Origin of the sequence: Streptomyces lydicus, assembly GCF_004125265.1 — a bacterium.
Lineage (GTDB): Bacteria > Actinomycetota > Actinomycetes > Streptomycetales > Streptomycetaceae > Streptomyces > Streptomyces lydicus_C.
Genome location: NZ_RDTE01000003.1, coordinates 7,517,429 through 7,539,756, shown reverse-complemented (window position 1 = coordinate 7,539,756; position 22,328 = coordinate 7,517,429). Strand labels below are relative to the sequence as shown.

Sequence of the window (22,328 nt, the reverse complement as noted above, 5' to 3'; positions counted from 1 at the left end):
CACCTGGAACAGATGGCAACGCGCATTCCGCGCCAGGACTATCAGAAGGACGCGATGGCGACGGTGGTTCCCGTCATGGAGGAGTCGCTGTCGGAATCGCTGGAGAGGATCGAGACCTCGCACAACTCCAGGTCGGAAGCGGTCATGGAGTCGCTGAACGTCGCCCTCGTCCGCTGTGTCGGGGACCCCACTGCCGGCATGTTGGAGACGTGGGAGTCCTGGCTGCTGGCTATGCAGGTACATTCGGCCGTCTTCGCCGCCGCCGATCCCGACCGGGAAACGGTCACCTGCAAGATCCGCCAGGAGGAGCGCCACCTCGCCACCACCGGGCCGCAGACCTACCTCAACGCGAACACCTGGCTCAACGCCTTCTACCTCGCGGTCATCTGCCGTGAAGCAGCCCGCCTCGACATGCTGGCCCGGATCCCGGTGTCCCTTCTGCGCAATTTCGGCGGCGCCCTGGACGAGTACACCTACGCCTGGGTGGAAACCCTCCAGAGCTTCTGGCTCCGCCGGGACGACCTGCGCACACACCTGGTGCGCGCCGTGGACCTGAGCGCTCCCGAGCACGCCCGCGTCGTCGACGCGGAGACAATGATCAAGCTCAAGTACCCGCCGATCATGATGCTCTACCGCTACCTGCGCAACGACGCCGCCGGCTTCAACGACGCCCTGGCCGACGCCATCCGCCGGCACAAGGAGTACTGGACCGCCGACGAGGACCGCACCGAAAACATCCTCGGGATCGTGGCCCTCGCTCCGCTGGCCATCGCCAGCCTCGCGAAGGCCAACGGCATCGCCGTCGAGGTCGAGTCTGACTACCTCCCCGAAGCCCTCCTCGGCTTCGCCTGGCGCGGCGAGTTCGACGCGTAACACCGCACCCCACGTAAAGCGCACACTGGCTTTGTTCATGAGAACGAACAGCAGATATTTACGACTTCGGGAGGCACGTCCGTCTGGCACTGTTCGAATGCGGCAGCATAGTCACTGCAACCTCCGCGGCCGCCGCGCCGACCGTTGCCGCCCCTCCGCGTCACGGACACGATTGCGAGCCATTGGCCCTGAGCGGCTGCCGGTCGCCGCGTTCGCTCCCCGGCAGCCGTGCCGGTTCAGCCGAGCTCCGAGCGCTTTTCGAGGCGGGTGCCGTGGCGCAGGGTGATCGACATCAGAGTGCTGGGTCCGTCCAGCTCTATGCGGTGCCAGCGGCCACGCGGAATGATCCCCGCGGTGCCGACGGACACTCGCACCATGTCTTCAGTGGCGTCCGGTTCCGCGGGGCGGAAGTAGATGCGGAATCCGCCGCTTAGGCAGCACACGGCCTCGTCGGCCTCGGGGTGCATCTCCCAGTGATCGCCGTGGACGTCGGCGTCGGTTTCCACATGGAACGTGGCGATGTGCCAGGCCCCCGAATCAGTGGGTGCCGTGCGCCGGCGGGAGGCGTGGATGCCGCCGTCGGGGTTGATGTGCAGGGCCGCGGCGGAGAGGTCCACGGGTGCGACGGGTGTGGTCGTCATGACAGGGTTCCTTCCAGCTGCTTTTCTACGGAGTCGGCCGGTTGCGGTGTCGACGACTGGGGGCGGGTGCGGGGCAGGACGGCGATCGCCACGACCGCCGCGAGGGCGAACAACGTGGCGGCGATGACCAGGCCCAGGGCATAGCCGTTGTTGAGCGCGGCGGGGCCGGTTGCGGTGCCGGTGCGCTGGGCGGCGATGGTGGCCAGCGCGGCCAGGCCGATGCAGCCGCCGAGCTGGCGGGAGCTGTTCATGAGGCCGGAGGCCATGCCGGCCTCGCGGGCGGCGACGCCGGTGGTCGCGGCGGCGACGATCGGGGCGACGACGAGGCCGACACCGAGCCCGGTGACGATGCAGGGGCCGAGGACGTCGGTGAGGAAGCTGCCGTCGGGGCTGATGAAGGCGAACCAGCCCAGGCCTGTGGCGGCGAGGAGCGCGCCGGGCACCAGGGCTGTACGGGGTGTGTGGGCCGCGGTGACCTTGGTCGCGACGATGCTGCCCGCGATCAAGCACCCGGAGAAGGGCAGGAACGCGGAGCCGGTCGCCGCCGGGCTCATCGCAAGAACCTGCTGCATGTACAGGGACACGAAGTAGAAGGCCGCGAACTGGCCGGCTGTGGAGAAGAACACCAGCACATTGGCGCCTGCGACCCAGCGGCTGCGCAGCAGCCCGAGCCGCAGTAGGGGCGCGGAGGCCCTGGATTCGGTGACGACGAAGGCGCCGAGAAGGAGGGCCGCGACGGCGAGCATCCCCCAGGTGACGGGCGCTCCCCAGCCTTGGGTGTCGGTGCGGACGACCGTGAAGACCAGCAGTCCCACGCCCCCGGTGGCCAGGACGGCGCCGAGGACATCGAGACTGTCGCGGCGTGCGGGGCGGGTATCGGCGGGTACGCCGACGACGACGAGCGCGAGGGCCAGCGCGACGATGGGCAGATTGATCAGCATCACCCAGCGCCAGCCCGCGTACTGGGTCAGCAAGCCACCGGCCAGCACGCCCAGCGCACCGCCCGCGGCGTTCACCCCGCTCCACACACCGAGCGCGCGGACGCGCTGCGGGCCCTCGGTGAACGTGGAGGTGAGCGTGGCCAGCGTGGCCGGGGTGGCCGCGGCGGCGCCCAGGCCCTGACCCGCCCGTGCCGCGATCAGTTGCCAGGCTTCCTGGGCCAGGCCGCCCGCGAGCGAGCACAGGCCGAACACGATCAGGCCGATGACGAAGAGCCGTCGCCGCCCGAACAGATCGCAGGCACGGCCACCCATCAGCAGGAAGCCGCCGAGCGCGAGCGCGTACACGTGCACGACCCAGGACAGGTCGACCGGGGCGAAGCCCAGCGCGGTGCGCATCGCGGGCAACGCGACATTGACGACGGATAGATCCAAGGCGACGGCGAACTGGGCGAAGGCCACGGCCGCCAGCACCAATCCGGCTCTCGGTTGCAAGTTTTTATACACGTAAGAAAACTATCCCCGGAAGACCTCCGCTGTCGACACCTGGGGGATGATGAGCCCATGCCGCAACCGTCCGCATCACGCAAACCCCTGGGACGCCCCCCTCGGATCTCCCGCGAGGAGGTCGTCGCCACCGCCCGCCGTATCGTCGACGCGGACGGTGTGGATCGGCTCACCATGCGGCGGCTGGCCGCGGAGGTCGGCAGCACACCGATGGCGCTCTACCACCATGTGCGCAACAAGGAGGAACTGCTCGTCCTGCTCCTGGACGACTACGCCACGCACGCCCTGCGCCGCCCGGATCTTCCTGCCGAGCCCCGTGAGCGGGTCGTCACCGCAGCGGCCGCGCTCCACGCGGCGCTCGCCGCCTGTCCCTGGATCGTGGAGGTACTGACCTCCGACGACCTCATGTCCGGGTCCGCGCTGTGGTTCGTCGAGCAGATCGTCGACGGCCTGGCTGACGGCGGACTGACCCCGGAGCAGGCGGTGCACGGATACCGCACCATCTGGTACTACACCGTTGGGGAGATCGTGGTCCGCACGACGGCGGCCCGACGGCGTGCGGACGGGGACCGGCCCACCTACCGCGAGCAGGTCTTCGCCGACATCGATCCGGACGAACTGCCCCGCCTGTCCCAGGTCGCCGACCGCTGGGCCCCGCTGACCGCCGAGAACACCTACCCCGACGGCCTTCGCGCGCTCGTACAAGGCCTGCTCGTCACGCGCTGACCACCGCGAGCGAGGAGCCCGCAGCTGGATGACCGTTCAATTCCTTCGTCCCGGCTGCCCGTACGACTCTGACGCAGTCGGCCCGGCAGCCGCGTCGCGGGGCGAAGCTCACGCAGCGTTCGAATCCTCTACGTGCCTGGGCGCCTCCCGAAGTCGTGAACATCTGCTGTTCGTTCTCATGAACAAAGCCAGCGGCCCGCGAGCACGGCATCGTCGACGCACTCGCCCAGGCCGATCTCAAGTGCTGGGCTGACAAGGCGTACCCGGGCGCCGGCCACCCCGTCCGCGTTCCGTTCAAGGGACGCCACCTCATGCGGTGGCAGCGTCGCCACCACACCACCCACGCCAAGATCCGGTGCGTCGGCGAGCAGGCCATGGCCACGCTCAAGGGCTGGCGCGTACCACGGAAGTTGCGCTGCAGCACCAACCGGATCACAGGCATCGTGAAGGCCGTCCTCGCCCTTCACCTCATGTCAGCGTGAGAGTGGGAAGACCTCACTCCCGAAGGGACACCGGGGATGAATCGCGCGCCTACCGTACGCCAGCAGCGGACCGAGGCCTGGATGACCTGACGGCGGCCAGTACCCGCCGCTGCGTGGGTGTGGGGTTTGCCGGGAAGTAGAGGTAACAGACCCCTCCCGAACTGCTCTTGACCTGGCCGTTTGCATCGTGGCGCTTGGTGCGCAGCCAGATGTTCTCGAACGGGGAGGCGGACAGACAGCAGACGCCAGAGGCGATGACAAACATGCAGGTCAACGGCTCGGGCTCGTTCGCCTCGAACGAGCCCGAGCCGGACCGTGCTGAGTTCGTGCTGAGTTTGTACTGAGTTCCGCTGCCGCCCCTTCCAGTCCGTTCGGGGGCGTTGCGCTGGATCGGTGCTGGCTTCTGGCACTGAGGCCGAACCGCGGACAGCACTGCGACAGGCAAGATGCGCAAACTTGACTACGCGTCACCTCGGCGCCCGCGCTCGTCTCTCCCAACGATGGATCAAGAATGTGGACCGTGCTGGCTCTGGCAAACTTTCTCGGAAAGCCCACCTCCTGGGTTTACGACAATCACGAGAAGCGGGCCATCCCCAGCTTTCGCATGGGCCAACAACTGCGGTTCTGGCCCAACGAGGTCAAGGTCTGGCTGGAAGAAAATTGCCGCGAACAGACCGCATGAACGTCAAGTACCAGGAGAACCGCAACCGGGTTGTACGCTCCCTGCACCCGCGGGCTTGGTCCCATCTACGCGTCCATGCGGTACGCCATGTCTCGGTGATAGCCGCACCCGCGGGGTTGGTCCCGAGCCGATTCGCCCCAAGGTCAGCCTGAGTTCGCCGCCTGCCCCCACCCCTTCGCGGTACAGGGCACGCAACAGGAGCTGCGTGTCGCGCTGTGGCAGGTAGACGCCGGGAAGCGTCACCAGCGGCGGCAGGCGTGGCAGCGTGGCCGGCCACGTGCTCATACGGCACCTCCGCCCGAGCCGAGAACGAGGATCCGGATGGATCCGCGCGTCCCTTTCAGCCTGCTGCCAATCCGCTGCACGGACCACCCGAATGGAAGCCCCGGTGGCCGGGCCGTCCAGAAGCGCGTTGGTTACGTCGGCTCCCGCTGGAGCAGGGTCATCACGGCTTCCACTGGGAGAAAGCCTTCTGTACGTCGTGCGGCGCGTTGGCGAGGGCAGCGTCGTCGGGTTCGGCGGCGGTGACGTGGGAGAGGTGGACGATGACGTCATAGGCGTCCAGGGGGCTCACATCGCAGTAGAGAGTGCCGAGACGCTGCTGGGAGATGGTCCGAACGGCCTCGGTGTCGGCCGGTGACAGCCGCCGCAGGTCGGTGGCGAAGGGTCCGTCACCGCTGGCGGCCATGAGCGCGTCGAGGCTGCCGGGCCGGGGTGGCTCCAGGTCGGTGAAGAGCTTGCCGTCGTAGAAATCGGCTCCCGCGTTGAGGGTTTGGCCCGTGCCGTTGGTGATGCCGATGACCAGGAAGTCCTCGCCGATCCGGTCAGCGAGGTGCATGCCCATCGACGCCGCAGGAGACGCGCCTGGCCAGTGGGCGGGCCAGCGCTGGATGTGGCCGTTATGGGCGGCCAGAACGATCCGGTCCTCCCGGTGCAGGATCCATTCGACGGTGTCCGCGATCGCGGCGTCGCGGTTGAAGAACACGCTGTCCCAGTCACCGCGGGATATCGCGCGGGCGTTGGCGTCAATGGCGACGGTCAGACGCAGCGAGCGCAGCGCGCGCTCGTAGACGTCGGCAGTCGTGCGCTGCCGGTAGTCCAGGCGTCGTCCCTCCATCCGCGCGGTGAGGTCGGCCAGTCCTGCTGTCAACGCATCCCGTTGCTCAGGCGCGAGCTGTTCATGGGCGGCGACGGACTGGGAAAGGGAGAACGCGGACGGCGCCGCGAAGGCCGAGGCCGTCTCACGGATCCTCGGATCCATCTCGAACTCAGGGTCCGCGTGTGCGAGGTAGGCGATGACGGCATCGAGGCCGGGTAGCAGGGAGACGTTCGAGCCGGACAGGTCGATGCCGTAGAAGCCAACCGGCCCGGCGGAACCGAGATTGTGCTGCCGCATCCACTCCAGATGGGCCCGCATCTCGGTCCACAGCCCCATCAGCGAGGTCATGCCGTTCGCCATGACGTCGCCGGGCCGGCCCTGTCCGCCGCGGATCCATTCGTCGGTCAGCCTTCCCTCGACGAATCCGGACTCCATCGCGTAGGCGCCGAACCCGTGCCGCTCGACCAGGTACCGCATCAGGCGGTGGCGCAGCTGGTAGGACTCGCGGTTGTAGTGCGCGTTCTCGCCGATCGCCACCACCCTCGCGTCGCCGATCGCCTCATCCAGCCATGCCAGATCCTCCTGCGGCCCGTCCGGGTCCAGCGTTCGCAATGGCCGTAACGCCTCGGTGCTCAGCCGAGCCGGAGCCGGTGAGTTGTTCGTGGTCACTTCTCTCCCCCTTCACTGTTCCCAACTTTGGGAACGTTACCAGATATGGGATCATTGCGGGGTGGACACTCTCGACTTGCTGCTGCACCCGGTGCGGCTACGCATCACCTACGCCATGTCCGGTGAGCGGACGCGCACTACCGCCGAGTTGTGTGCGGCGCTGCCCGATGTCCCCAAGACCACCGTGTATCGGCACGTCGGCCTGCTGGCCGAGGGGGGAGTGCTGGAGGTGGTGGGCGAGCAGCGGGTGCGCGGTGCAGTGGAGCGGCGTTACCGACTGCGCCGAGACCGGATGGTGATCGGCCCCGAGGCGGGCGCGTCGATGTCCCTGGACGACCACCGTCGCGGTTTCGCCGCCGCCATGGCCGCCCTGCTCGCCGAGTTCAACGCCTACCTCGACCGGCCAGGAACCGACCCGTACGCCGACTCTGTCGGCTACCGGCAGGGCACCCTCTGGCTCAGCCCCGACGAACTCACCGAGATGATCGGCGAGTTGCGTCATTCCTTCGCGTCACGGGCGGGCAACGGGCCCGCACCGGGCCGCAAGCCCCACCTGGTGAGTGCAATCTTCTTCCCGACTGAGGAACCACCGCGACACGAAGGCCCCCCGACGGCCCCCAGCGGTGAAACCGACAGGCAGTGACGCCGCAACAGACCTACCCCTGCAGCATCAGCTACCTCGCCCGGCCGTACGACGATGCACCGGAACCCGCTGGAGATCACGCGTCGCGTTCACCAGTGAAACGCTCCACTGCCAGTCGGCCATGCTGAGCATTCCCTGATTTCATGAGGTACTGACTCGCCGTCACAGACATGCAGTCCATGAATTTTTGCAGTTCAGAGTCGACGCCCGAGCTCCTGCGGTCGGTAAAGTCGAGTTCAAGAAGGGCGCTGATAGTGGGGTGCTGTCGCAGGCCGTCTCCTACCTGTCCTGGCTGGATTCGGCACACCACGAATTCGAGGCGCTTGTCCGGAGGGTGCTGGGCGCAGAGGCCGCCGAGTCGATCGACTGGCGTCGACCGCGGATGGTCTGCATCGCGGCCGGCTTCTCCCATCACGACCGTGTGGCCGTGCAGCGGCTGCCCGAGCGGATCGATCTGGTGCACTACCGCGTCTTCGAGGGGGACTTGCTGAGCCTGCTGCTCGTGGACTCTTCGCCTGGGTCGCCGAGCGCCGCTTCGTCGCGGCGGAACCGGGAGCGGGACGCGGCGATCGACAGCACGCCGGCGGCACCGGTTCTGGTGGCTCCTGGTCTCGTCCCTGAGTGCCTGCGGGACCTGTACGCGGAGCCGGACGACGCTCTGACGGCGTGGGGCGAGGTCGAGGTGGCGCCTCTGCGGCACTAGATCGCCTACCGGCGGCTGGTGAACGTGGCATCGGTGATCTTCCGTTCGAAGCACGCGGCGATCCTGGTCTCTCTCAGACTCGACCCGGACACCGTCACGCTGGAGGAGGGCTTCACGCGGGACATGCGCGGCATCGGGCACCTCGGGACCGGGGACCTGGAGGTGCGCCTCGCCTCGGCAGCCGACCCGGAGAAGGCCGTGCCGCTGATCAGGCGGGCGTGGGAGGGGGCGTGAGCCACGCGGAGGGGTGGCACTTCAATCTCCCTTGCCGCGCCACCCCGTCGGCGATGTCCGAGCATCGTGCTCCCCCGCTACAAACCCCACGACCTGCGGCACAAGTGGGCCACCGTAACCCTGAGCAATGGCGTGCCCATCCACGAGGTCTCGCGATGGATGGGCCACAGCTCCATCAAGATCACGGTGGACCGGTACGGCCACCTCACCCTCGACGGCAGTGACCGCTGCCGTCAGGTCATCGAGGCCACCTTCGGGGTGCACATGCTCAGCGGATTCCCAGCTCCGCGAGTACCCGGTGCTGAGTTGGTGCCGGCTCAGCCGGGAAGTAGAGGTAACAGACCCCTCCCGAACCGCTCCTGACCTGGCCGTTTGCATCGTGGCGCTTGGTGCGCAGCCAGATGTTCTCGAACTGCCGGCGCTTGTACACGTGCCGGACCGTGGCGTCGTCCGGCGAGGCGGGGTCGTTGGCGATGACGTCGCCGTCCTTGGTGAAGCCGACGATGGTCATCAGGTGGCCGGCGGTGCCGTAGCCCGCGCCGTCGAGTTCGGTTTTCAGGAAGGACTGGGACGTGATGACCGGGATGCCTGCGTGGATGAGGCGTTCGGCGTCCGTGAGGGAGGAGAGCCGGGTGACGAGGCCCTGCAGGTCCCGGTAGGTGGCGGCGTAGGCGGCGTTGAAGGGCCAGTTGCCGCAGCCGTCGTACTGGTAGTCGAAGGTGTAGCGAGCGGCGTGGCAGACCTGGGGGTCGGCGTAGTCGGGGTTGACCCAGGAGAGCTGCTGCCGGGTGGGCTTGCGGCCCCAGTATTCGACGATCATCTGGGTGGAGGTCGGGCTGCACCAGGCCTCGCCCCCGTTGTCGTACTCCGGGTACTGCCCCTTGTGGATCTCCTGCGAGTAGCGCGGAACGGTCAGCTCGCGGCCGACGAGGCCGGGGGTGGACGCCGGCACCTCGAAGCGGTCGGGGAGGTCCGAGCCCATGGCGCCCAGCCGCCAGACGGTGGGGGTGACGCTGCCACCGGGCTTGCGGTAGAGGGTGACGCGGAGCTCGTAGGAGGTCAGATGGAGGCCGCTCGCCGGGGTGTCGATGGCGAAGGTGTCGGTCGAGATGCTGCTCTTGCCGTCCTTCTGGCCGTCGACGGAGGTACGCCGGATGTCGGCGTCGCTGTCGCCTGAGGTCCAGCGGCCCATGACGTACCAGGGGGTGCGGCCGCCGTCGGTGTAGGTGCCGCGCAGTTCGACGGCGATCCATGTGCCGGGCGGGGTGTGCGCGTTCCAGGAGGCGACGACCTCGGTGGCCGGCACCGCAAGACGGTGGACCGGCGCCGTCCAGGTGGCGTACTCCCAGGTGGCGGACCTGCCGGTGTGCGGGTCCCGGTAGTCCAAGGTGCCGACCGGGTGCGCCAGGCGGATGCCCGGCCGGGCGCCGGGCGCGAGGGCCGTGCCCTTGCCGCGGCCCCTGCGCCAGTCGGCTGTGGTGGTCCAGGCGTGATAGTCCACGAGGCTCTTCGGTGGGCGGGCGGAGGCTTCCGGAGTGCGGGCCGGGGCGGCGGTACCCGCTGCGGGGCTGCGCGACGCGTCGGCGGCCTGCGCCGAGGGGGTGGCGACACCCGCAGCGGCGGCGAGCGCGGCGGCCAGGACGGTGCGCCGGGGCGCGGAGCTGGTCATGGTGGAGGTCCCCCAGTCGGATGCGTACGCATGGGTGCGGGAGGTCGGGCCGGGGCCGCGGGCGGGCACGGGCGGATCAGCAGTGGCTCAACTATTGCCGTTTCCGGCCCGCTTCGGAAGGCGCTGCGACGCGCGTCGCCCGAGGAATATTGGTGTGGACCACTGGCGCGCGGAGGGTCCGGGCCCCCGCACGTACGCTGGCGCAATGGATCGTGATCTGGCTTTGCTCGCCGCCCGGCTGCGCGCCGTGCCGCCGTCCTGCGGGCCGGTGCGGCTGATCGCGGTGGACGGGCATGCCGGATCGGGCAAGAGCACGTTCGCCGGCCGGCTGGCCGATGCGCTGGGTGGTGCGCCGGTGGTGCACACCGATGACCTCGCCACCCATGAGGAGCTGTTCGCCTGGAGTGAGCGGTTCGCCCGCCAGATCCTCCAGCCGCTGTCCCGGGGCGAGACGGCGCACTACGGCGTCTACGACTGGGTGCGCGGGGAGTTCACCGAGGTGCGGGAGCTGGCGCCCGCGCCGCTGGTGCTGGTCGAGGGCGTGGGCGCGGGGCGGCGGGCGCTGCGCCCGTCTCTGGCGTCCCTGGTGTGGATGGAACTGGCGCGCGAGCACTCCTGGGAAAGGGGGCGGCTCCGGGACGGACCGGGGCTCGCCGCGTTCTGGAGTGGCTGGATTCCGGCGGAGCGCGCGCACTTCGCAGCGGATCCTTCGCGTCCGTATGCCGACTTCCTGGTGCGCCAGAAGCAGATGGGATACGAGGTGCTCATGGGACCGCCCGCGACGCCCTGACCGGCCCCAGATCTCACGCTCCGTAGTGGACGGCGGCCGGCGGGCCGAAAGGCGCCGACAGGGTCCCGCCGAGTGCCCCAACTCGGCTTGACCTGGGGGGCGTACAGGACTTACGTTCTCAATGTGCGGTTCTACGGACCGCCCGCAGATGCGAAGCCCCCGGTTGTTCCCCCGTGATCGGGGGCTTCGTTCTGCGCGAAATCACCTCTTATCGCCGCTCGGCGCTGCCTCTCCCTCACCCTGGGTCACCATATTCTTCGCGCCGCCGCGCCCCGCCCCCTCGTCGGCCCTTGCCCCGGACCGCCCTCTACGACCTGCACCGATCCCGCAGGTACGATGCGAGTCTGTGCCACCGCAGGCCAGAACCGATGTGCGCGCGGCGAAGGTCAACTCCCGCTCCCCGTACGCCGGTTCACCCGGCCGCGGCCGGGCACGCGCCCGGCGGTACTGGGGGACGTGTGGTGTGGGGGGACGGGATGGATGTCGGCGCTCAGGGTTCGCCCGCCCCGGCCGAGCTCGCCTGGCTGCGCGCGATCGACGCCTACACCGTGGGCGCCTATCCGCAGGCGGAGGAGGAGTTCCGGGCCGCGGTACGACTCGATCCGTCGATGGCCGACGCCTGGCTGGGCCTGCACGCGCTGCGCGCCGACACCTCCATCGCGCTGCTGCGGATGCACCGGCACCGTGATCGCTTCGGCGAGATGCGCGCCCGCCACCGGCGCACCCTCAACTCCTGGTACTGGCTGGGGTGGTGGGTGCAGCCGGTGCTGGAGACCGGCCGCGACCTGCTGCTCGCGCACGCCTCCCACTGGCTCGACGGCCGTCATGTCGCCGAGCTGGACCAGGCGCTGGCCGGCTGCCCGCCGGTCGACACCGATCCCCAGGTGCGCTTTCTGCACGCCTGCCGTGCCTATCTCGTCAAGGACTGGGACCAGCTCGTACGGCATACCGAGCCGCTGCTCGGCGATCCGGTGCTGGGCATCGAGGCGGGGCTGTTCGGCGGGATGGCGCGGGTGCGGCTGGAGATGTACGGACAGGCCGAGCCGCTGCTGTCGGCCGCGTTGATGCGCTGCCGCAGCGAGCAGCCGCAGCGCAAGGAGCTGCGCTACTGGCTCGCCCGCGCCCATGAGGGAACCGGCCGCAGTGCCGCGGCGCTGCCCCTCTACCGCGCGGTGCACCGCGTGGACCCGGCGTTCATGGACACCGCGGCGCGGCTCGCCGCCATCGCGGAGGGGGACGGGCTGGACGAGGACGCCGATCTCGCGACGGTCTCCGCCGCCGGTCTCGGCCAGGAGGCCGGCGGCGATCCGGCCCCGCTCGATCCGGTCGACGGCCGTGAGCTGTTGGTGACCGGTGAGGCGGACGGGCCGGACGGGGAGATCGGTGGCGACCCGGCGGGAGGTGATGCCGCGGCCCGGGGCAAGGCGGCGGCGCCGGTGCCGCGCGGCGCCGAGCGGCTGCCCGCGGGGCCGGCCGATCCGGTGCTGCTGGAGAAGGCCCTGGCGGAGCTGGAGCGGATGGTCGGCATGGAGCCGGTCAAACGGCAGGTGCGCGCACTGTCCGCACAGCTGCGCATGGCCCGGTTGCGCGCGAGCCAGGGGCTGCCGGTGCAGCCGCCGAAACGACACTTCGTCTTCTCCGGGCCCTCCGGCACCGGCAAGACGACCGTGGCGCGGATACTCGGGCGGGTCTTCTACGCCCTGGGCCTGCTGGGCGGGGACCATCTCGTGGAGGCCCAACGGTCCGATCTCGTCGGCGAATTCCTCGGCCAGACCGCTGTCAAGGCCAATGAGCTGATCGACTCGGCGCTGGGCGGGGTGCTGTTCGTCGACGAGGCGTACAGCCTGTCCAACTCCGGCTACAGCAAGGGCGATGCCTACGGCGACGAGGCGCTGCAGGTGCTGCTCAAGCGTGCCGAGGACAACCGCGACCGGCTCGTGGTCATCCTGGCCGGCTACCCGGAGGGCATGGACCGGCTGCTGGCCGCCAACCCCGGCCTCTCCTCCCGCTTCACCAGCCGCGTCGACTTCCCCAGCTACCGGCCGCTGGAGCTGACCGCGATCGGCGAGGTGCTGGCCGCCGAGAACGGCGACCGCTGGGACGAGGAGTCCCGCGACGAACTGTGCAGCATCAGCGGCCATGTCGTCGACCAGGGCTGGATCGACGAACTGGGAAACGGCCGCTTTCTGCGCACCCTTTACGAGAAGAGCTGCGCCTACCGCGACCTGCGGCTCTCCACCTGGCGCGGCACCCCCACCCGCGACGACCTCGCCACCCTGCGGCTGCCCGACCTGATGCAGGCCTACGGCGAGGTCCTTTCCGGCCGCGGCCCGGACGTCCAGGGGCCGCCACCGAAGGGGCTGGATCTCTAGGGACGCCCTGGGGCCCGGCCGGGCGAGCAGATGACCGCCCGGTATGTGGAGCGCCCGTCCCGGGCACCGGGCGGAGTGGTCTCACGGGTGCCCGGGCCGAACGATCGCCGCTTCGGCCGGGCAGGCACCCCCGCCCGTACCGCAGATCCGGTCCGCCTCATCGGCACGCAGACGTCTCAGGAACACACCGCGCGCCAAGGCCCATCTTTCGACGGTGGGGCAATCTTCGATCTCATGGCCTTGGTTCCGAGCCCCGTGAAGGAAACACGGAAGCAGTTGTCCGTATTCACTCCCCGCGTCGCATAGACCGTGTGAAAACGCACCACGAACGTCGCGCTCGAGGCTGTGTGAACAGGCTGGGCGACCAACTGGCCTCGGTAGGACCGCACCACGGAGTCCACAGAACGTGCGACTCTCTCGACTTCTGCTCCCGGGGCTTCCTTGACCGCCGAGACGACTTCATGCGCAAGGGCAGCTGCCGTACTGTCGATGTCCTTTGTCACCTGATGCTGATCGGTGACATAACCGCAATGGCTTTCCGGCTCCTCGTGGAAAGCAACTCTCCTGCCCGTCACTCGGAACACATAGCACTGGCTCTCCCTGACCTGCGAAGGGTAAGGGATTCCGAACGTCATTCCGGTTCCGGCTATCAGGGCTCTCACCGTCGCCTCATCAGAATTCCTGCTGATGGTGCGGATGAGGCGCCCCGGTGAGGGACCCGACAGGAGGATCTTCTTCACTTCATTGCCGGACAATGAACCGTCTCTGGCAGACCTCTCCAGCTCACGTGCGACACGGCCTGCGTTATCCGCGGCGTCGGCGAGCGCATTGCTCCTGGCGCGATCCCCCGTAGATGCCGGCCAGTAGAGAGCACAGGAAATGAGGGCGACGGCAAGGACGGTCAGGAACAGGCAGCCCGGGGAGCGGATCACGCTCCCCGGCGCCGACCGTGCGGCCCCGTTCTTCTGGACGGAAGGGAGCCGCGGTGGGGTGACCATTACCCAGAACTACCTTTCATCAGCGCGTTTGGGGCTCTTTCGGCACCCCATACCCAAGGCCACCAACCGTTTGCGGAGCACGTCGGCATAGGCCGTTGTTCCACTTTTGTTAGATGGAATGATTCCCGGCTGGCGCATACCCCGCTGAGCGGGATGTACGGCAATGCGACACGGTCGCCCTGGTGCGTGTCACCCTCTCCGGCGGGAGCGGCAACAAACTTGTTGACCCATTCTGCGTTAGCGCAAATACCATGACCGCTGAAGTCGCCCCGGGGGTCGGCGAAATCTACCTTCAGGCCTGACTTCTTGAGATCCACCACGGTTTGAGACTGCTTATTCGCCATATAGTCGGCGAGTTTATTGAGCGTCTGGTACTGCACTCCCGGCCCAAGGCACGGACTTTCCGGTTCCGCGATCCGCGGATATCCCATGAGAATAATCTGCGCCTTCGGAGCCAGGCTGGAAATTCTCCTGATGATGTCTGCTATCGGAGCCTGGATGCTCTCCACCCGCTTGGTGAAGTCTCCCTCGTTACAGATGCCCGCCACCACGCAATTCAGGATAGCGTCACTGAAGAGGCCACTCTTTCCGCCGCCTGAGTCGTTTCCGCCGATCGACAAGGTCACCAGGGTGGTGTCCTTGGTCACCGCACCTGATTCGAGCTGTGCTGTCTCGTGGAACTGTCCCTCACCTGTTTCGTATGAGGCGGGGTCGTCCCATGACAGTGGATACGAATCACCGGTCACGTTCCATGTCTGCGCTCCCGAGCAAGCGACGAAGCCGAGCTCGACCGCCGTGGACCATCGATCCGACAGATCACCGATTGTGCCCGTGAGACCAGCCATGCCGCTCCGCCTGATCCAGGCATTCTTGCTCCGGCGACACGCGTTCCACTGTGGGTTCCCGTGGTCCCTGTCCGATTCGGCGATATAGTCGCCGGCCCCTTCACCGGAGCTGTAGGAGTCACCCAGTGCAGCAACAATGTGCTTGGGCTTGCCCGGCAAGGGTTGAAAGGCGACGGAATCCCATGCGATGTCTTCCTCGCCGTATCCGTGGGCGTTCGCACCACTCGGACGGGCAATGACCGAGCGCCGCGCAGTTGCCGTGCACTGCCGGTGACGAAGACGGTGCCGGACGCGGAACGAGTGATCCCGGTGTCGGCCAGGGGCCCTTGAGCCAGGATGTCGGCCGTCGCTCTGCCGTCGGCATGGCGCAGCGCGTCGCCGTTTACCCGCTTGACGTGCGTCATTCTGCCGATGCTTGGTCCAGGAAAGCAACGCCGCCGTCGCGGTCGGGCACGAGTCGATACGGTACCGCTCGTGTCTTTGCCACCACCGACGCTTTGCCACGGTCATCGATGCTGACGACGGCTCCTGCGGCCGCAGCCACGATCTTGTAGCCGGACGGCACGGCAGACGTGACTTGGCCCCTTACTTCAACAGGGCTTGCCAGTGTTCCGTTCGTTGTGTCGACACGGGTCAGGCGAGTGGTTTGTTTGTCTTCACCCGCAGACTGCGTGAGCACCGCGGTTTCGCTCGCACCGCAGCCCGGGTTGTAGTGGGACAGCGAAGCTTGTATCGGCAGCTTGGTGACCGATCCGGCTTGCAGGTCGACAACTGCGGTGAACCCACCGCGGGCCATCAATTCCGGTTTGTTGGTGAACGTCCGCGGCGCGTAGACCACCACAGCACGCTTTCCGGATGCAGTCAGACACGCATTGCCGATCCACATGTCGGCGTCGAAACCAGGCTCACGCCATGTGGCAACGGTCCGCCATGCGTAGCCGTTCCGGCGTTCGGCCGTGAGTAAGTGGAAGCCGCCGGCATCACTTGTGGTGGTCCAAGCCCGGTCCGATGATCTCTGCCATCCCGCACCGAATATCTTTTCACGATCATGAACTGGGAAGCGACTACCTCTAAGCGGAACCGATGATTGCCCCTTCCGCTTCACGGCTCTCCATGCGGATCTGGGAGCCCAGATGCGGCACGTGGGGAGAATCGGCCATTCCGTAGGAACGGCCACCCACCCACCGGCTGTGCATTCCACGTTCTTTACGGAATTCGACGCAGATGAGCTGTGAACAGCGTGCCGATACGAGCCCTCACCACCATCAACGGGAACCGGCCACCAGCCCTGCGACTCGATGAAATCTCCTCCCGGGCTGCGCAGCGTGGGGCTATTGTTGTCGCAGCCGGGCCGCTTGAGAGCCGGGGCCAGTACGCCTTGCCCCTGGATGTTTCACCACTCCGCTGCACCATGCTCAAAAGGCCAGGGCCACCGTCCGGCTTCTGCTGACCTCGCGACCGGGAGTGGCGCATTCGGCCGCTCGGCATCGACGCAGACCGGAGCTCTGCCGCACCGCCAGTCATTCCATGGATGGAATGACTGTGAATCACATCGGAACGGAATCTCAAGCCACTCAATTCCGCTTACGCGTTGGGGGACTACATGCGAAGAATTGCCGCACTGGCAGGTTTGGCGACTGCGCTGGTGCTCTCCAGCCCTGCTGTCGCAACAGTCACGCACAACGATACGGATAACCTCTACAGTGCGGAGGCATGCAAGCGCCCAAGTCAGTCGAAGTTCAAGTTTCACATCTACCACAACACGGCGCAGGGGGGAGCCTGGAGAAACATTGGTTACTCGGTGTACAACTTTGCGGATGTGCCGGACGGGGTCGTTGGCGCCGCCTCTCCACTCCTCTTCTGCAACTCCGGTTCCGGTTCCGGAAAAGGCATCAAAAACAATGCCGCATCGGGCGAGAATTCGCATTACAAATACATGGCACGCCTCTACTACAACAGCGGCTACAAGGGCGCTCAGGATGTGATGGGGCCATATCAGTACATTGACCGGTTCCCGCACGTGTATAACCAGAACGCTTCCTTCCAGTGGACTTCCTGATGAAGCGCAAGACAGGGGCGAGAAACAGAATGGATGGCAAGAGGATGAAGCCTCGCATCATTGTTCCGCTGGTCTCTGCTGCGACAGTTGGGGCCTTAGCTGTCGGCGGCGCGGTCTTCATGCGTTCGGCATCTCAGGATGACGAGATGTCCACGAGTGCCGCGGGGCAGCCGTCTGCGCTGTCCGGCCGGGCGTCGGGAGACAATCCCGCACAGTGGCATCTGCCGATCGAGGCATATATGCCGACCGAGAAGCAAAGGCATCTCATGGCAGGAGCCAGAGACGGCCTCATCGACGCGTGTATGAAGGAAGCGGGCCACGAAGAGTGGACGCCGGCGCCGGACTTGCCCGCCTTGGGCGGCAAGAGCCTGGTCGACTGGCGCTACGGCATCCACGACGCCAACCTCGCGGCGGCGCGTGGCTACAAGCCTGCTGCGGGAGAACAAGAAGCCTATGACCGGGCAGCCGAAGACGGCGCGGTCGACAGCTCCGGGGGCGACGAGACGGCCCTGAAGGGATGTGTCGAGAAGGCCGACGGTGCGGTTCCCGCCGCTCAGCGGGCCGGACTGGTCCAGCAGATCAGCGGCGATTCCTTCGAAGGTTCCATGAAGGACCCCGCCGTGGTGAAGGCGTTCTCCGCATGGTCGGCGTGCATGGCGAAAAAGGGCTACACGTACACGAAGCCCATGGATGCCAACGACGATGTCCGCTTCGCTGATCCGTATCACGTTTCCAGCGAGGAGAAGGAAACGGCCAAGGCCGATATTTCCTGCCGCGATCAGAATCATGTGCAACAGACCTGGTTCGATGCCGAGGTGACCCTTCAGGAGTCGGCCATCAAGAAGAACCAGAAAGCGCTGGACGAGGTGCAGAAGGCCAACGAAGCCGCTGTTGCCAGGGCTTCCGCCGTCAGCCATCGTTAGCGGCCTGCTCCCCAGCCGGCCGGCGCGCGGTGCGGCCGGGGGGCCGTGCGTCTCCTGTAGGCCCTCAACCCGCCATGGCCCGGCCCTCGGTCGGCAGCGGTGCCTCCTCACGAGGTTCGCCGACCCGGTCGCCCGGAGCACGGTCGCCCGCGGCGTGGCCGCCCCGGGCGTGGTGGCCACGGGCGGCGGGGGCGCGGTGGTGGGCCGGGTCGCGGACCTCTCCGACCAGCATTTCCAGGACGTCCTCCAGCGCGACCAGGCCGAGCACCCGGCCGGTCGCGTCGGAGACCGCCGCCAGGTGGGAGGCGGCCCGGCGCATCGCCGTGAGGGCGTCGTCCAGGGGCAGCTCGGCGCGCAGCGTCGTCATCGCATGCCAGATGCGCTGGGGCACCGCGCGGTCGCGTTCCTCCAGGTCCAGGACGTCCTTGACGTGCAGATAGCCCATGTACGCGCCGCCGGGGGCACACACCGGGAAGCGGGAGTAGCCGGTGCGTACGGTCAGCTCCTCCACCTGGCGGGGCGTCACCGTCGGTTCGACGGTGACCAGGGCCGCCCGGTCCAGGAGGACGTCCGTGACGGGCCTGCTGCCCAGTTCCAGCACGTCGGAGAGCTGTTCCTGCTCGGCCGGGTCGAGCAGGCCCGCCTGGACCGAGTCCTCGACGAGATGGTTCAGCTGCTCACTGGTGAAGACCGCCTCGACCTCGTCCTTCGGCTCCACGCGGAAGAGCCGCAGCACCCCGTGGGCGCAGGCGCCGAGCAGCGCGGTGACCGGGCGGCACAGCCGCGCGAAGGCGACCAGGCCCGGGCTGAACCACAGGGCGGTCTTCTCGGGGGCTGCCATCGCCAGGTTCTTGGGGACCATCTCGCCGATGACGAGGTGGAGGAAGACCACCACCGCCAGGGCGATGACGTAGCCGAGCGGGTGGACCAGGGCGGCGGGCAGGTGGACCGCCTCGAAGACCGGTTCCAGCAGGTGGGCGACGGTGGGCTCGGCGACCGCACCGAGCGTCAGGGAGCAGACGGTGATGCCGAACTGGGCGGCGGCCATCATCTGCGGAAGGTTCTCCAGGCCGTGCAGCACCTGCCGGGCCCGGGAGGAGCCCTCGGTCGCCAGCGGTTCGATCTGGCTGCGGCGTACCGAGACCAGGGCGAACTCGGCACCGACGAAGAATCCGTTGGCGAGGACGAGCAGGACCGCGAAGAGCAGCTGGACCAGTGTCATCGGGCCACCTCCGCGACCGCCGCGACGGGCTCACGGGGTGCCTCGGGTGCGGCCGGCACCGTGACGGTGGCGGTCCGTACGATCCTTATCCGCTCGGCGCGGTGGTGCGACACCAGCCGTACCCGCAGGCGCCAGCCGTCGAGTTCCGCGATGTCGCCGGGGGCCGGGATCCGGCCGAGTATGTGTGCCACCAGTCCTGCCACCGTCTCGTACGGTCCTTCCGGGGCCTCCAGGCCGATCTTGCGCAGGGTGTCCACCCGGCAGCCGCCGTCCGCGTCCCAGGCGGGGCGGCCCTCCTCGGGCGGGGCCTGGCCCAGCTCGGGCAGGTCCACGCCGTCGTGCTCGTCGCGGACCTCGCCGACGAGCTCTTCGATGATGTCCTCCAGGGTGACCACACCGGCCGTGCCGCCGTACTCGTCGACGACCACCGCTATCGGCTGTTCGCTGCGCAGCCGCTCCAGCAGCGGCTGCACCGGCAGGGTCTCGGGCACCAGCAGCGGCGGCACCGCGATCCGGCTCGCCGGGATGCGCAGCCGGTCGTGCGCCGGGACGGCCAGCGCGTCCTTGAGGTGCACCATGCCGACGACCTCGTCGAGACGGGTGTGGTAGACGGGGAAGCGGGAGAGTCCGGTGGCGCGGGTCAGGTTCACCACGTCCTCGGCGGTCGCGGACGCCTGCAGGGCACTCACCCGTACCCGCGGCGTCATGACGTTCTCGGCGGTCAGATCGCCCAGCGAGAGGGTGCGCACGAACAGGTCGGCGGTGTCCTGCTCCAGGGCGCCCGCGCGGGCGGAGTGCCGGGCGAGCGAGACCAGTTCGCCCGGGGTGCGGGCGGAGGCCAGCTCGTCGGTCGGCTCCACGCCCAGGGCCCGCACCAGGCGGTTGGCGACGGTGTTCAGCAGGGTGATCACCGGGCGGAAGAAGCGGGAGAAGGCGCGCTGGGGGCCGGCGACCACCCGGGCGACGGGCAGCGGCTTGGAGACCGCCCAGTTCTTCGGCACCAGCTCGCCGACGACCATCTGGACCGCGGAGGCCAGCAGCATGCCGACGACCACGGCGGTGCCGGGCACCGCGCCCTTGGGCAGGCCGGTGGCGGCCAGCGGGCCGGACAGCAGCTCGGCCAGCGCGGGCTCGGCGAGCATACCGACCACCAAGGAGGTGATCGTGATGCCCAGTTGGGTGCCGGACAGCTGGAAGGAGAGTTCCCGCAGAGCGGAGACGACGGTGGGGGCGCGGCGGTCGCCGTCGGCCACGGCCCGTTCGGCGTCCGCCTTCTCGACGGTGACGAGTCCGAACTCGGCCGCGACGAAGAAACCGTTGGCCAGGATCAGGACGAGAGCCGCGGCGAGCAGCAACAAGGGGCCGGTCATGCCGCCGCCTCCGTGGTGTGCGGGGGCTGGGGAGGGGCGGCGCAGGTACTACAGGACGATCCGTCCATTGCCGGAGGGAGTCACTCCTCGGGTCGGTGTTGGCCCCCTGAGGGGCAGGGCGCAGGGTGCGCCCCGGAGAACAGAGTAAACAGCGGGACCCTGATTAGGGCAGGCTCAACCGGCCGTGTGGTCGATGGCACCGTGCTTCTCGGTGAGATCGCGCAGCGCCCGGGCATCCCGGATAGCCTGGTCCCTGGCGATACCGGGCTGGATGCCCATGGCCGGCAGGCTGGTGCCGTCGGCGAGGTCCAGGTGGACCCAGGGGTCGCCCTCGCGGAGGTTGACGCGCAGGACCTGAGCCCAGGCCAGGTCGCGCTTGGTGGTGAGGTTGACCACCGTGACGCCCTCCTGCCGCGCCACCACCTTGGGGCGGCTGAGCAGCAGGAGGACGGCGAGCACCAGCAGCCCGGTGACCACGAAGCTCACCCGCTCGCCGCCGGTCAGCTTCGGCAGCAGCAGCGCGATCACGGTGAGGGCGGCGAGCTGGGCGATGCCGACGGCGTACAGGACGGCCCGGGTGCGGGTCGGCCGGAACGTCACCGGGAGGCTGGGCAGGGGCGCGGACACGTCGTCGGGTCTTCCGTCGTGGAGGCAGTGGTGCGTACGGGGGTCAGGGGGCGCCGGGGCCGGAGCCGGTACCGGCTCCGGTCAGAGCCGGCAGGCGTGGATACCGGTGGTCAGGATCGCGCGGGCACCGAGGTCATAGAGCTCGTCCATGATGCGCTGGGCGTCCTGGGACGGGACCATCGAGCGGACCGCGACCCAGCCCTCGTGGTGCAGCGGGGAGACGGTCGGCGACTCCAGGCCGGGGGTGAGCGCGACGGCCTTCTCGACGTGCTCGACCCGGATGTCGTAGTCCATCATCACGTACCGGCGGGCCACCAGGACGCCCTGCATCCGGCGCAGGAACTGGCGCACCTTCGGGTCGTCGTCCGGCGCGCCGGTGCCGCGGATGACCACGGCCTCGGACTTGAGGATCGGCTCGCCGATGATCTCCAGTCCGGCGTTGCGCAGGGTGGTGCCGGTCTCCACGACATCCGCGATGATCTCGGCGACGCCGAGCTGGATGGCGGTCTCCACGGCGCCGTCGAGGTGGACGACGGAGGCGTCCACGCCGTTGTCGGCGAGGTGCTGCCGGACCAGGCCGGAGAACGAGGTGGCGATGGTCATGCCGCCGAACTCGGTGACGTCCTTGGCGGTACCCGGACGGGTCGCGTAGCGGAACGTCGAGCCGGCGAAGCCGAGCTGGAGGATCTCCTCGGCCGGCGAGCCGGAGTCCAGCAGCAGGTCACGGCCGGTGATGCCGATGTCGAGCTTGCCGGATCCGACGTAGACCGCGATGTCGCGCGGGCGCAGGAAGAAGAACTCGACCTCGTTCTCGACGTCGACCAGGACCAGTTCCCTGCGGTCCTTGCGCTGGCGGTATCCGGCCTCATGGAGCATCGCCGACGCAGGCTCGGACAGTGAACCCTTGTTGGGGACAGCGATGCGCAGCATGAGAGCGAATTCCTTTGCACTGAGGGGTGTTGCGGAGGGTGCGGGTGGTGGATCAGAGGTGGGCGTAGACGTCGTCGAGGGAGATGCCCTTGGCGACCATCATGACCTGGAGGTGGTAGAGGAGCTGGGAGATCTCCTCGGCGGCGGCCTCGTCGGATTCGTACTCGGCGGCCATCCACACCTCGGCGGCCTCCTCGACGACCTTCTTGCCGATCGTATGGACACCGGCCTGCACCAGCTCGGCGGTACGGGAGGTGGCGGGGTCGCCCGTGGCGGCCTTCTGCTGGAGCTCGGAGAAGAGCTCCTCGAACGTCTTCTTGGACATG

General features: G+C 68.2%; 24 protein-coding genes and 1 pseudogene. 13 read left to right on the top strand and 12 right to left on the bottom strand.

Annotated elements, in window-relative coordinates:
• Nucleotides 1–12 precede the first annotated feature (12 nt).
• Nucleotides 13–873 (top strand): immunity 49 family protein, encoded by an 861-nt coding sequence (locus D9V36_RS35770; RefSeq protein ID WP_241721161.1) that lies wholly within the window; start codon nucleotides 13–15, stop codon nucleotides 871–873.
• Between the two features lie 236 nt (nucleotides 874–1,109).
• On the opposite strand, the gene D9V36_RS35765 is transcribed toward D9V36_RS35770, so the two are convergent.
• Together D9V36_RS35765 and D9V36_RS35760 are read right to left on the bottom strand one after the other, a co-directional pair.
• Nucleotides 1,110–1,514, bottom strand: a complete 405-nt coding sequence (locus tag D9V36_RS35765) for a cupin (protein WP_129297420.1) — start codon at nucleotides 1,512–1,514, stop codon at nucleotides 1,110–1,112.
• Nucleotides 1,511–2,929, bottom strand: coding sequence for an MFS transporter (locus tag D9V36_RS35760; protein ID WP_129298907.1), 1,419 nt, complete (start codon nucleotides 2,927–2,929; stop codon nucleotides 1,511–1,513). The genes D9V36_RS35765 and D9V36_RS35760 overlap by 4 nt, the downstream gene beginning before the upstream one ends.
• Nucleotides 2,930–3,016: 87 nt before the next feature.
• Here D9V36_RS35760 and D9V36_RS35755 point away from each other — a divergent pair, with 87 nt between their 5' ends.
• From D9V36_RS35755 to D9V36_RS35740, 4 genes and pseudogenes are all read left to right on the top strand, one after another.
• Nucleotides 3,017–3,685: a TetR/AcrR family transcriptional regulator gene (locus tag D9V36_RS35755; RefSeq protein ID WP_129297419.1), complete on the top strand. Its 669-nt coding sequence runs from the start codon at nucleotides 3,017–3,019 to the stop codon at nucleotides 3,683–3,685.
• Between the two features lie 191 nt (nucleotides 3,686–3,876).
• Nucleotides 3,877–4,167, top strand: a pseudogene (locus D9V36_RS35750) (transposase family protein); the annotation flags it as partial.
• A gap of 197 nt (nucleotides 4,168–4,364) precedes the next feature.
• The gene (locus D9V36_RS41245) at nucleotides 4,365–4,511 is read left to right on the top strand and encodes a hypothetical protein (RefSeq protein ID WP_164992857.1); all 147 of its coding nucleotides are present in this window, start codon (nucleotides 4,365–4,367) and stop codon (nucleotides 4,509–4,511) included.
• A gap of 167 nt (nucleotides 4,512–4,678) precedes the next feature.
• Entirely contained in the window at nucleotides 4,679–4,849 is a 171-nt protein-coding gene (locus D9V36_RS35740; RefSeq protein ID WP_129297417.1) for a helix-turn-helix domain-containing protein, read from the top strand.
• 445 nt (nucleotides 4,850–5,294) lie between these two features.
• On the opposite strand, the gene D9V36_RS35730 is transcribed toward D9V36_RS35740, so the two are convergent.
• Entirely contained in the window at nucleotides 5,295–6,617 is a 1,323-nt protein-coding gene (locus tag D9V36_RS35730) for an erythromycin esterase family protein (protein ID WP_129297416.1), read from the bottom strand.
• Between the two features lie 61 nt (nucleotides 6,618–6,678).
• Between D9V36_RS35730 and D9V36_RS35725 the strand changes: the two genes are divergently transcribed.
• The 4 genes from D9V36_RS35725 (at nucleotide 6,679) to D9V36_RS35715 (ending at nucleotide 8,560) form a co-directional block, all read left to right on the top strand.
• Nucleotides 6,679–7,260, top strand: a complete 582-nt coding sequence (locus D9V36_RS35725) for a helix-turn-helix domain-containing protein (RefSeq protein WP_129297415.1) — start codon at nucleotides 6,679–6,681, stop codon at nucleotides 7,258–7,260.
• Between the two features lie 259 nt (nucleotides 7,261–7,519).
• Entirely contained in the window at nucleotides 7,520–7,963 is a 444-nt protein-coding gene (locus D9V36_RS35720; RefSeq protein ID WP_241721160.1) for a hypothetical protein, read from the top strand.
• 18 nt (nucleotides 7,964–7,981) lie between these two features.
• Complete coding sequence (locus D9V36_RS42335) at nucleotides 7,982–8,197, top strand: hypothetical protein (RefSeq protein WP_241721159.1); 216 nt, start codon at nucleotides 7,982–7,984, stop codon at nucleotides 8,195–8,197.
• A 66-nt stretch (nucleotides 8,198–8,263) separates the two neighbouring features.
• Complete coding sequence (locus D9V36_RS35715; protein ID WP_277753532.1) at nucleotides 8,264–8,560, top strand: tyrosine-type recombinase/integrase; 297 nt, start codon at nucleotides 8,264–8,266, stop codon at nucleotides 8,558–8,560.
• On the opposite strand, the gene D9V36_RS35710 is transcribed toward D9V36_RS35715, so the two are convergent.
• Entirely contained in the window at nucleotides 8,466–9,866 is a 1,401-nt protein-coding gene (locus D9V36_RS35710) for a peptidase C39 family protein (protein ID WP_129297414.1), read from the bottom strand. The two genes, D9V36_RS35715 and D9V36_RS35710, sit on opposite strands and share 95 nt — an antisense overlap.
• Nucleotides 9,867–10,071: 205 nt before the next feature.
• On the opposite strand from D9V36_RS35710, the gene D9V36_RS35705 reads away from it, so the two are divergent.
• Nucleotides 10,072–10,656, top strand: a complete 585-nt coding sequence (locus D9V36_RS35705) for a uridine kinase family protein (protein ID WP_129297413.1) — start codon at nucleotides 10,072–10,074, stop codon at nucleotides 10,654–10,656.
• A 476-nt stretch (nucleotides 10,657–11,132) separates the two neighbouring features.
• Entirely contained in the window at nucleotides 11,133–13,028 is a 1,896-nt protein-coding gene (locus D9V36_RS35700; RefSeq protein ID WP_129297412.1) for an AAA family ATPase, read from the top strand.
• Between the two features lie 176 nt (nucleotides 13,029–13,204).
• On the opposite strand, the gene D9V36_RS35695 is transcribed toward D9V36_RS35700, so the two are convergent.
• From D9V36_RS35695 to D9V36_RS35685, 3 genes are all read right to left on the bottom strand, one after another.
• Nucleotides 13,205–13,960 carry a hypothetical protein gene (locus D9V36_RS35695; RefSeq protein ID WP_129297411.1) on the bottom strand — a complete coding sequence of 252 codons (756 nt, stop codon included), beginning with the start codon at nucleotides 13,958–13,960 and terminating at the stop codon, nucleotides 13,205–13,207.
• 65 nt (nucleotides 13,961–14,025) lie between these two features.
• Nucleotides 14,026–15,381, bottom strand: a complete 1,356-nt coding sequence (locus tag D9V36_RS35690) for an SGNH/GDSL hydrolase family protein (protein ID WP_129297410.1) — start codon at nucleotides 15,379–15,381, stop codon at nucleotides 14,026–14,028.
• On the bottom strand, nucleotides 15,272–15,757 hold the full coding sequence (locus D9V36_RS35685) for a hypothetical protein (RefSeq protein ID WP_129297409.1): 486 nt from the start codon (nucleotides 15,755–15,757) through the stop codon (nucleotides 15,272–15,274). The genes D9V36_RS35690 and D9V36_RS35685 overlap by 110 nt, the downstream gene beginning before the upstream one ends.
• 705 nt (nucleotides 15,758–16,462) lie before the next feature.
• Here D9V36_RS35685 and D9V36_RS35680 point away from each other — a divergent pair.
• Nucleotides 16,463–16,930, top strand: coding sequence for a hypothetical protein (locus D9V36_RS35680; RefSeq protein ID WP_129297408.1), 468 nt, complete (start codon nucleotides 16,463–16,465; stop codon nucleotides 16,928–16,930).
• Entirely contained in the window at nucleotides 16,918–17,853 is a 936-nt protein-coding gene (locus D9V36_RS35675) for a hypothetical protein (RefSeq protein WP_129297407.1), read from the top strand. The genes D9V36_RS35680 and D9V36_RS35675 overlap by 13 nt, the downstream gene beginning before the upstream one ends.
• Before the next feature lie 64 nt (nucleotides 17,854–17,917).
• Here the strand turns inward: D9V36_RS35675 and D9V36_RS35670 are convergent, their stop codons facing one another.
• From D9V36_RS35670 to D9V36_RS35650, 5 genes are all read right to left on the bottom strand, one after another.
• A complete protein-coding gene (locus D9V36_RS35670; RefSeq protein ID WP_129297406.1) occupies nucleotides 17,918–19,075 on the bottom strand; it encodes a hemolysin family protein in 1,158 nt (385 codons plus the stop codon).
• Nucleotides 19,072–20,445, bottom strand: coding sequence for a hemolysin family protein (locus D9V36_RS35665; RefSeq protein ID WP_129297405.1), 1,374 nt, complete (start codon nucleotides 20,443–20,445; stop codon nucleotides 19,072–19,074). The genes D9V36_RS35670 and D9V36_RS35665 overlap by 4 nt, the downstream gene beginning before the upstream one ends.
• Nucleotides 20,446–20,619: 174 nt before the next feature.
• Nucleotides 20,620–21,072, bottom strand: coding sequence for a PH domain-containing protein (locus tag D9V36_RS35660; RefSeq protein ID WP_129297404.1), 453 nt, complete (start codon nucleotides 21,070–21,072; stop codon nucleotides 20,620–20,622).
• Nucleotides 21,073–21,153: 81 nt separating this feature from the next.
• Nucleotides 21,154–22,002, bottom strand: coding sequence for an ATP phosphoribosyltransferase (hisG, locus tag D9V36_RS35655; protein ID WP_129297403.1), 849 nt, complete (start codon nucleotides 22,000–22,002; stop codon nucleotides 21,154–21,156).
• Between the two features lie 52 nt (nucleotides 22,003–22,054).
• A complete protein-coding gene (locus tag D9V36_RS35650; protein WP_086720687.1) occupies nucleotides 22,055–22,327 on the bottom strand; it encodes a phosphoribosyl-ATP diphosphatase in 273 nt (90 codons plus the stop codon).
• Nucleotide 22,328: the final 1 nt, after the last annotated feature.

Coding starts and splice junctions, on each gene's coding strand:
- D9V36_RS35770 (WP_241721161.1), top strand. CDS start 13: ATGGCAACGCGCATTCCGCGCCAGGACTATCAGAAGGACGCGATGGCG.
- D9V36_RS35765 (WP_129297420.1), bottom strand. CDS start 1,514: ATGACGACCACACCCGTCGCACCCGTGGACCTCTCCGCCGCGGCCCTG.
- D9V36_RS35755 (WP_129297419.1), top strand. CDS start 3,017: ATGCCGCAACCGTCCGCATCACGCAAACCCCTGGGACGCCCCCCTCGG.
- D9V36_RS35740 (WP_129297417.1), top strand. CDS start 4,679: ATGTGGACCGTGCTGGCTCTGGCAAACTTTCTCGGAAAGCCCACCTCC.
- D9V36_RS35710 (WP_129297414.1), bottom strand. CDS start 9,866: ATGACCAGCTCCGCGCCCCGGCGCACCGTCCTGGCCGCCGCGCTCGCC.
- D9V36_RS35705 (WP_129297413.1), top strand. CDS start 10,072: ATGGATCGTGATCTGGCTTTGCTCGCCGCCCGGCTGCGCGCCGTGCCG.
- D9V36_RS35700 (WP_129297412.1), top strand. CDS start 11,133: ATGGATGTCGGCGCTCAGGGTTCGCCCGCCCCGGCCGAGCTCGCCTGG.
- D9V36_RS35690 (WP_129297410.1), bottom strand. CDS start 15,381: ATGACCGTGGCAAAGCGTCGGTGGTGGCAAAGACACGAGCGGTACCGT.
- D9V36_RS35685 (WP_129297409.1), bottom strand. CDS start 15,757: ATGTGGATCGGCAATGCGTGTCTGACTGCATCCGGAAAGCGTGCTGTG.
- D9V36_RS35670 (WP_129297406.1), bottom strand. CDS start 19,075: ATGACACTGGTCCAGCTGCTCTTCGCGGTCCTGCTCGTCCTCGCCAAC.
- D9V36_RS35665 (WP_129297405.1), bottom strand. CDS start 20,445: ATGACCGGCCCCTTGTTGCTGCTCGCCGCGGCTCTCGTCCTGATCCTG.
- hisG (WP_129297403.1), bottom strand. CDS start 22,002: ATGCTGCGCATCGCTGTCCCCAACAAGGGTTCACTGTCCGAGCCTGCG.
- D9V36_RS35650 (WP_086720687.1), bottom strand. CDS start 22,327: ATGTCCAAGAAGACGTTCGAGGAGCTCTTCTCCGAGCTCCAGCAGAAG.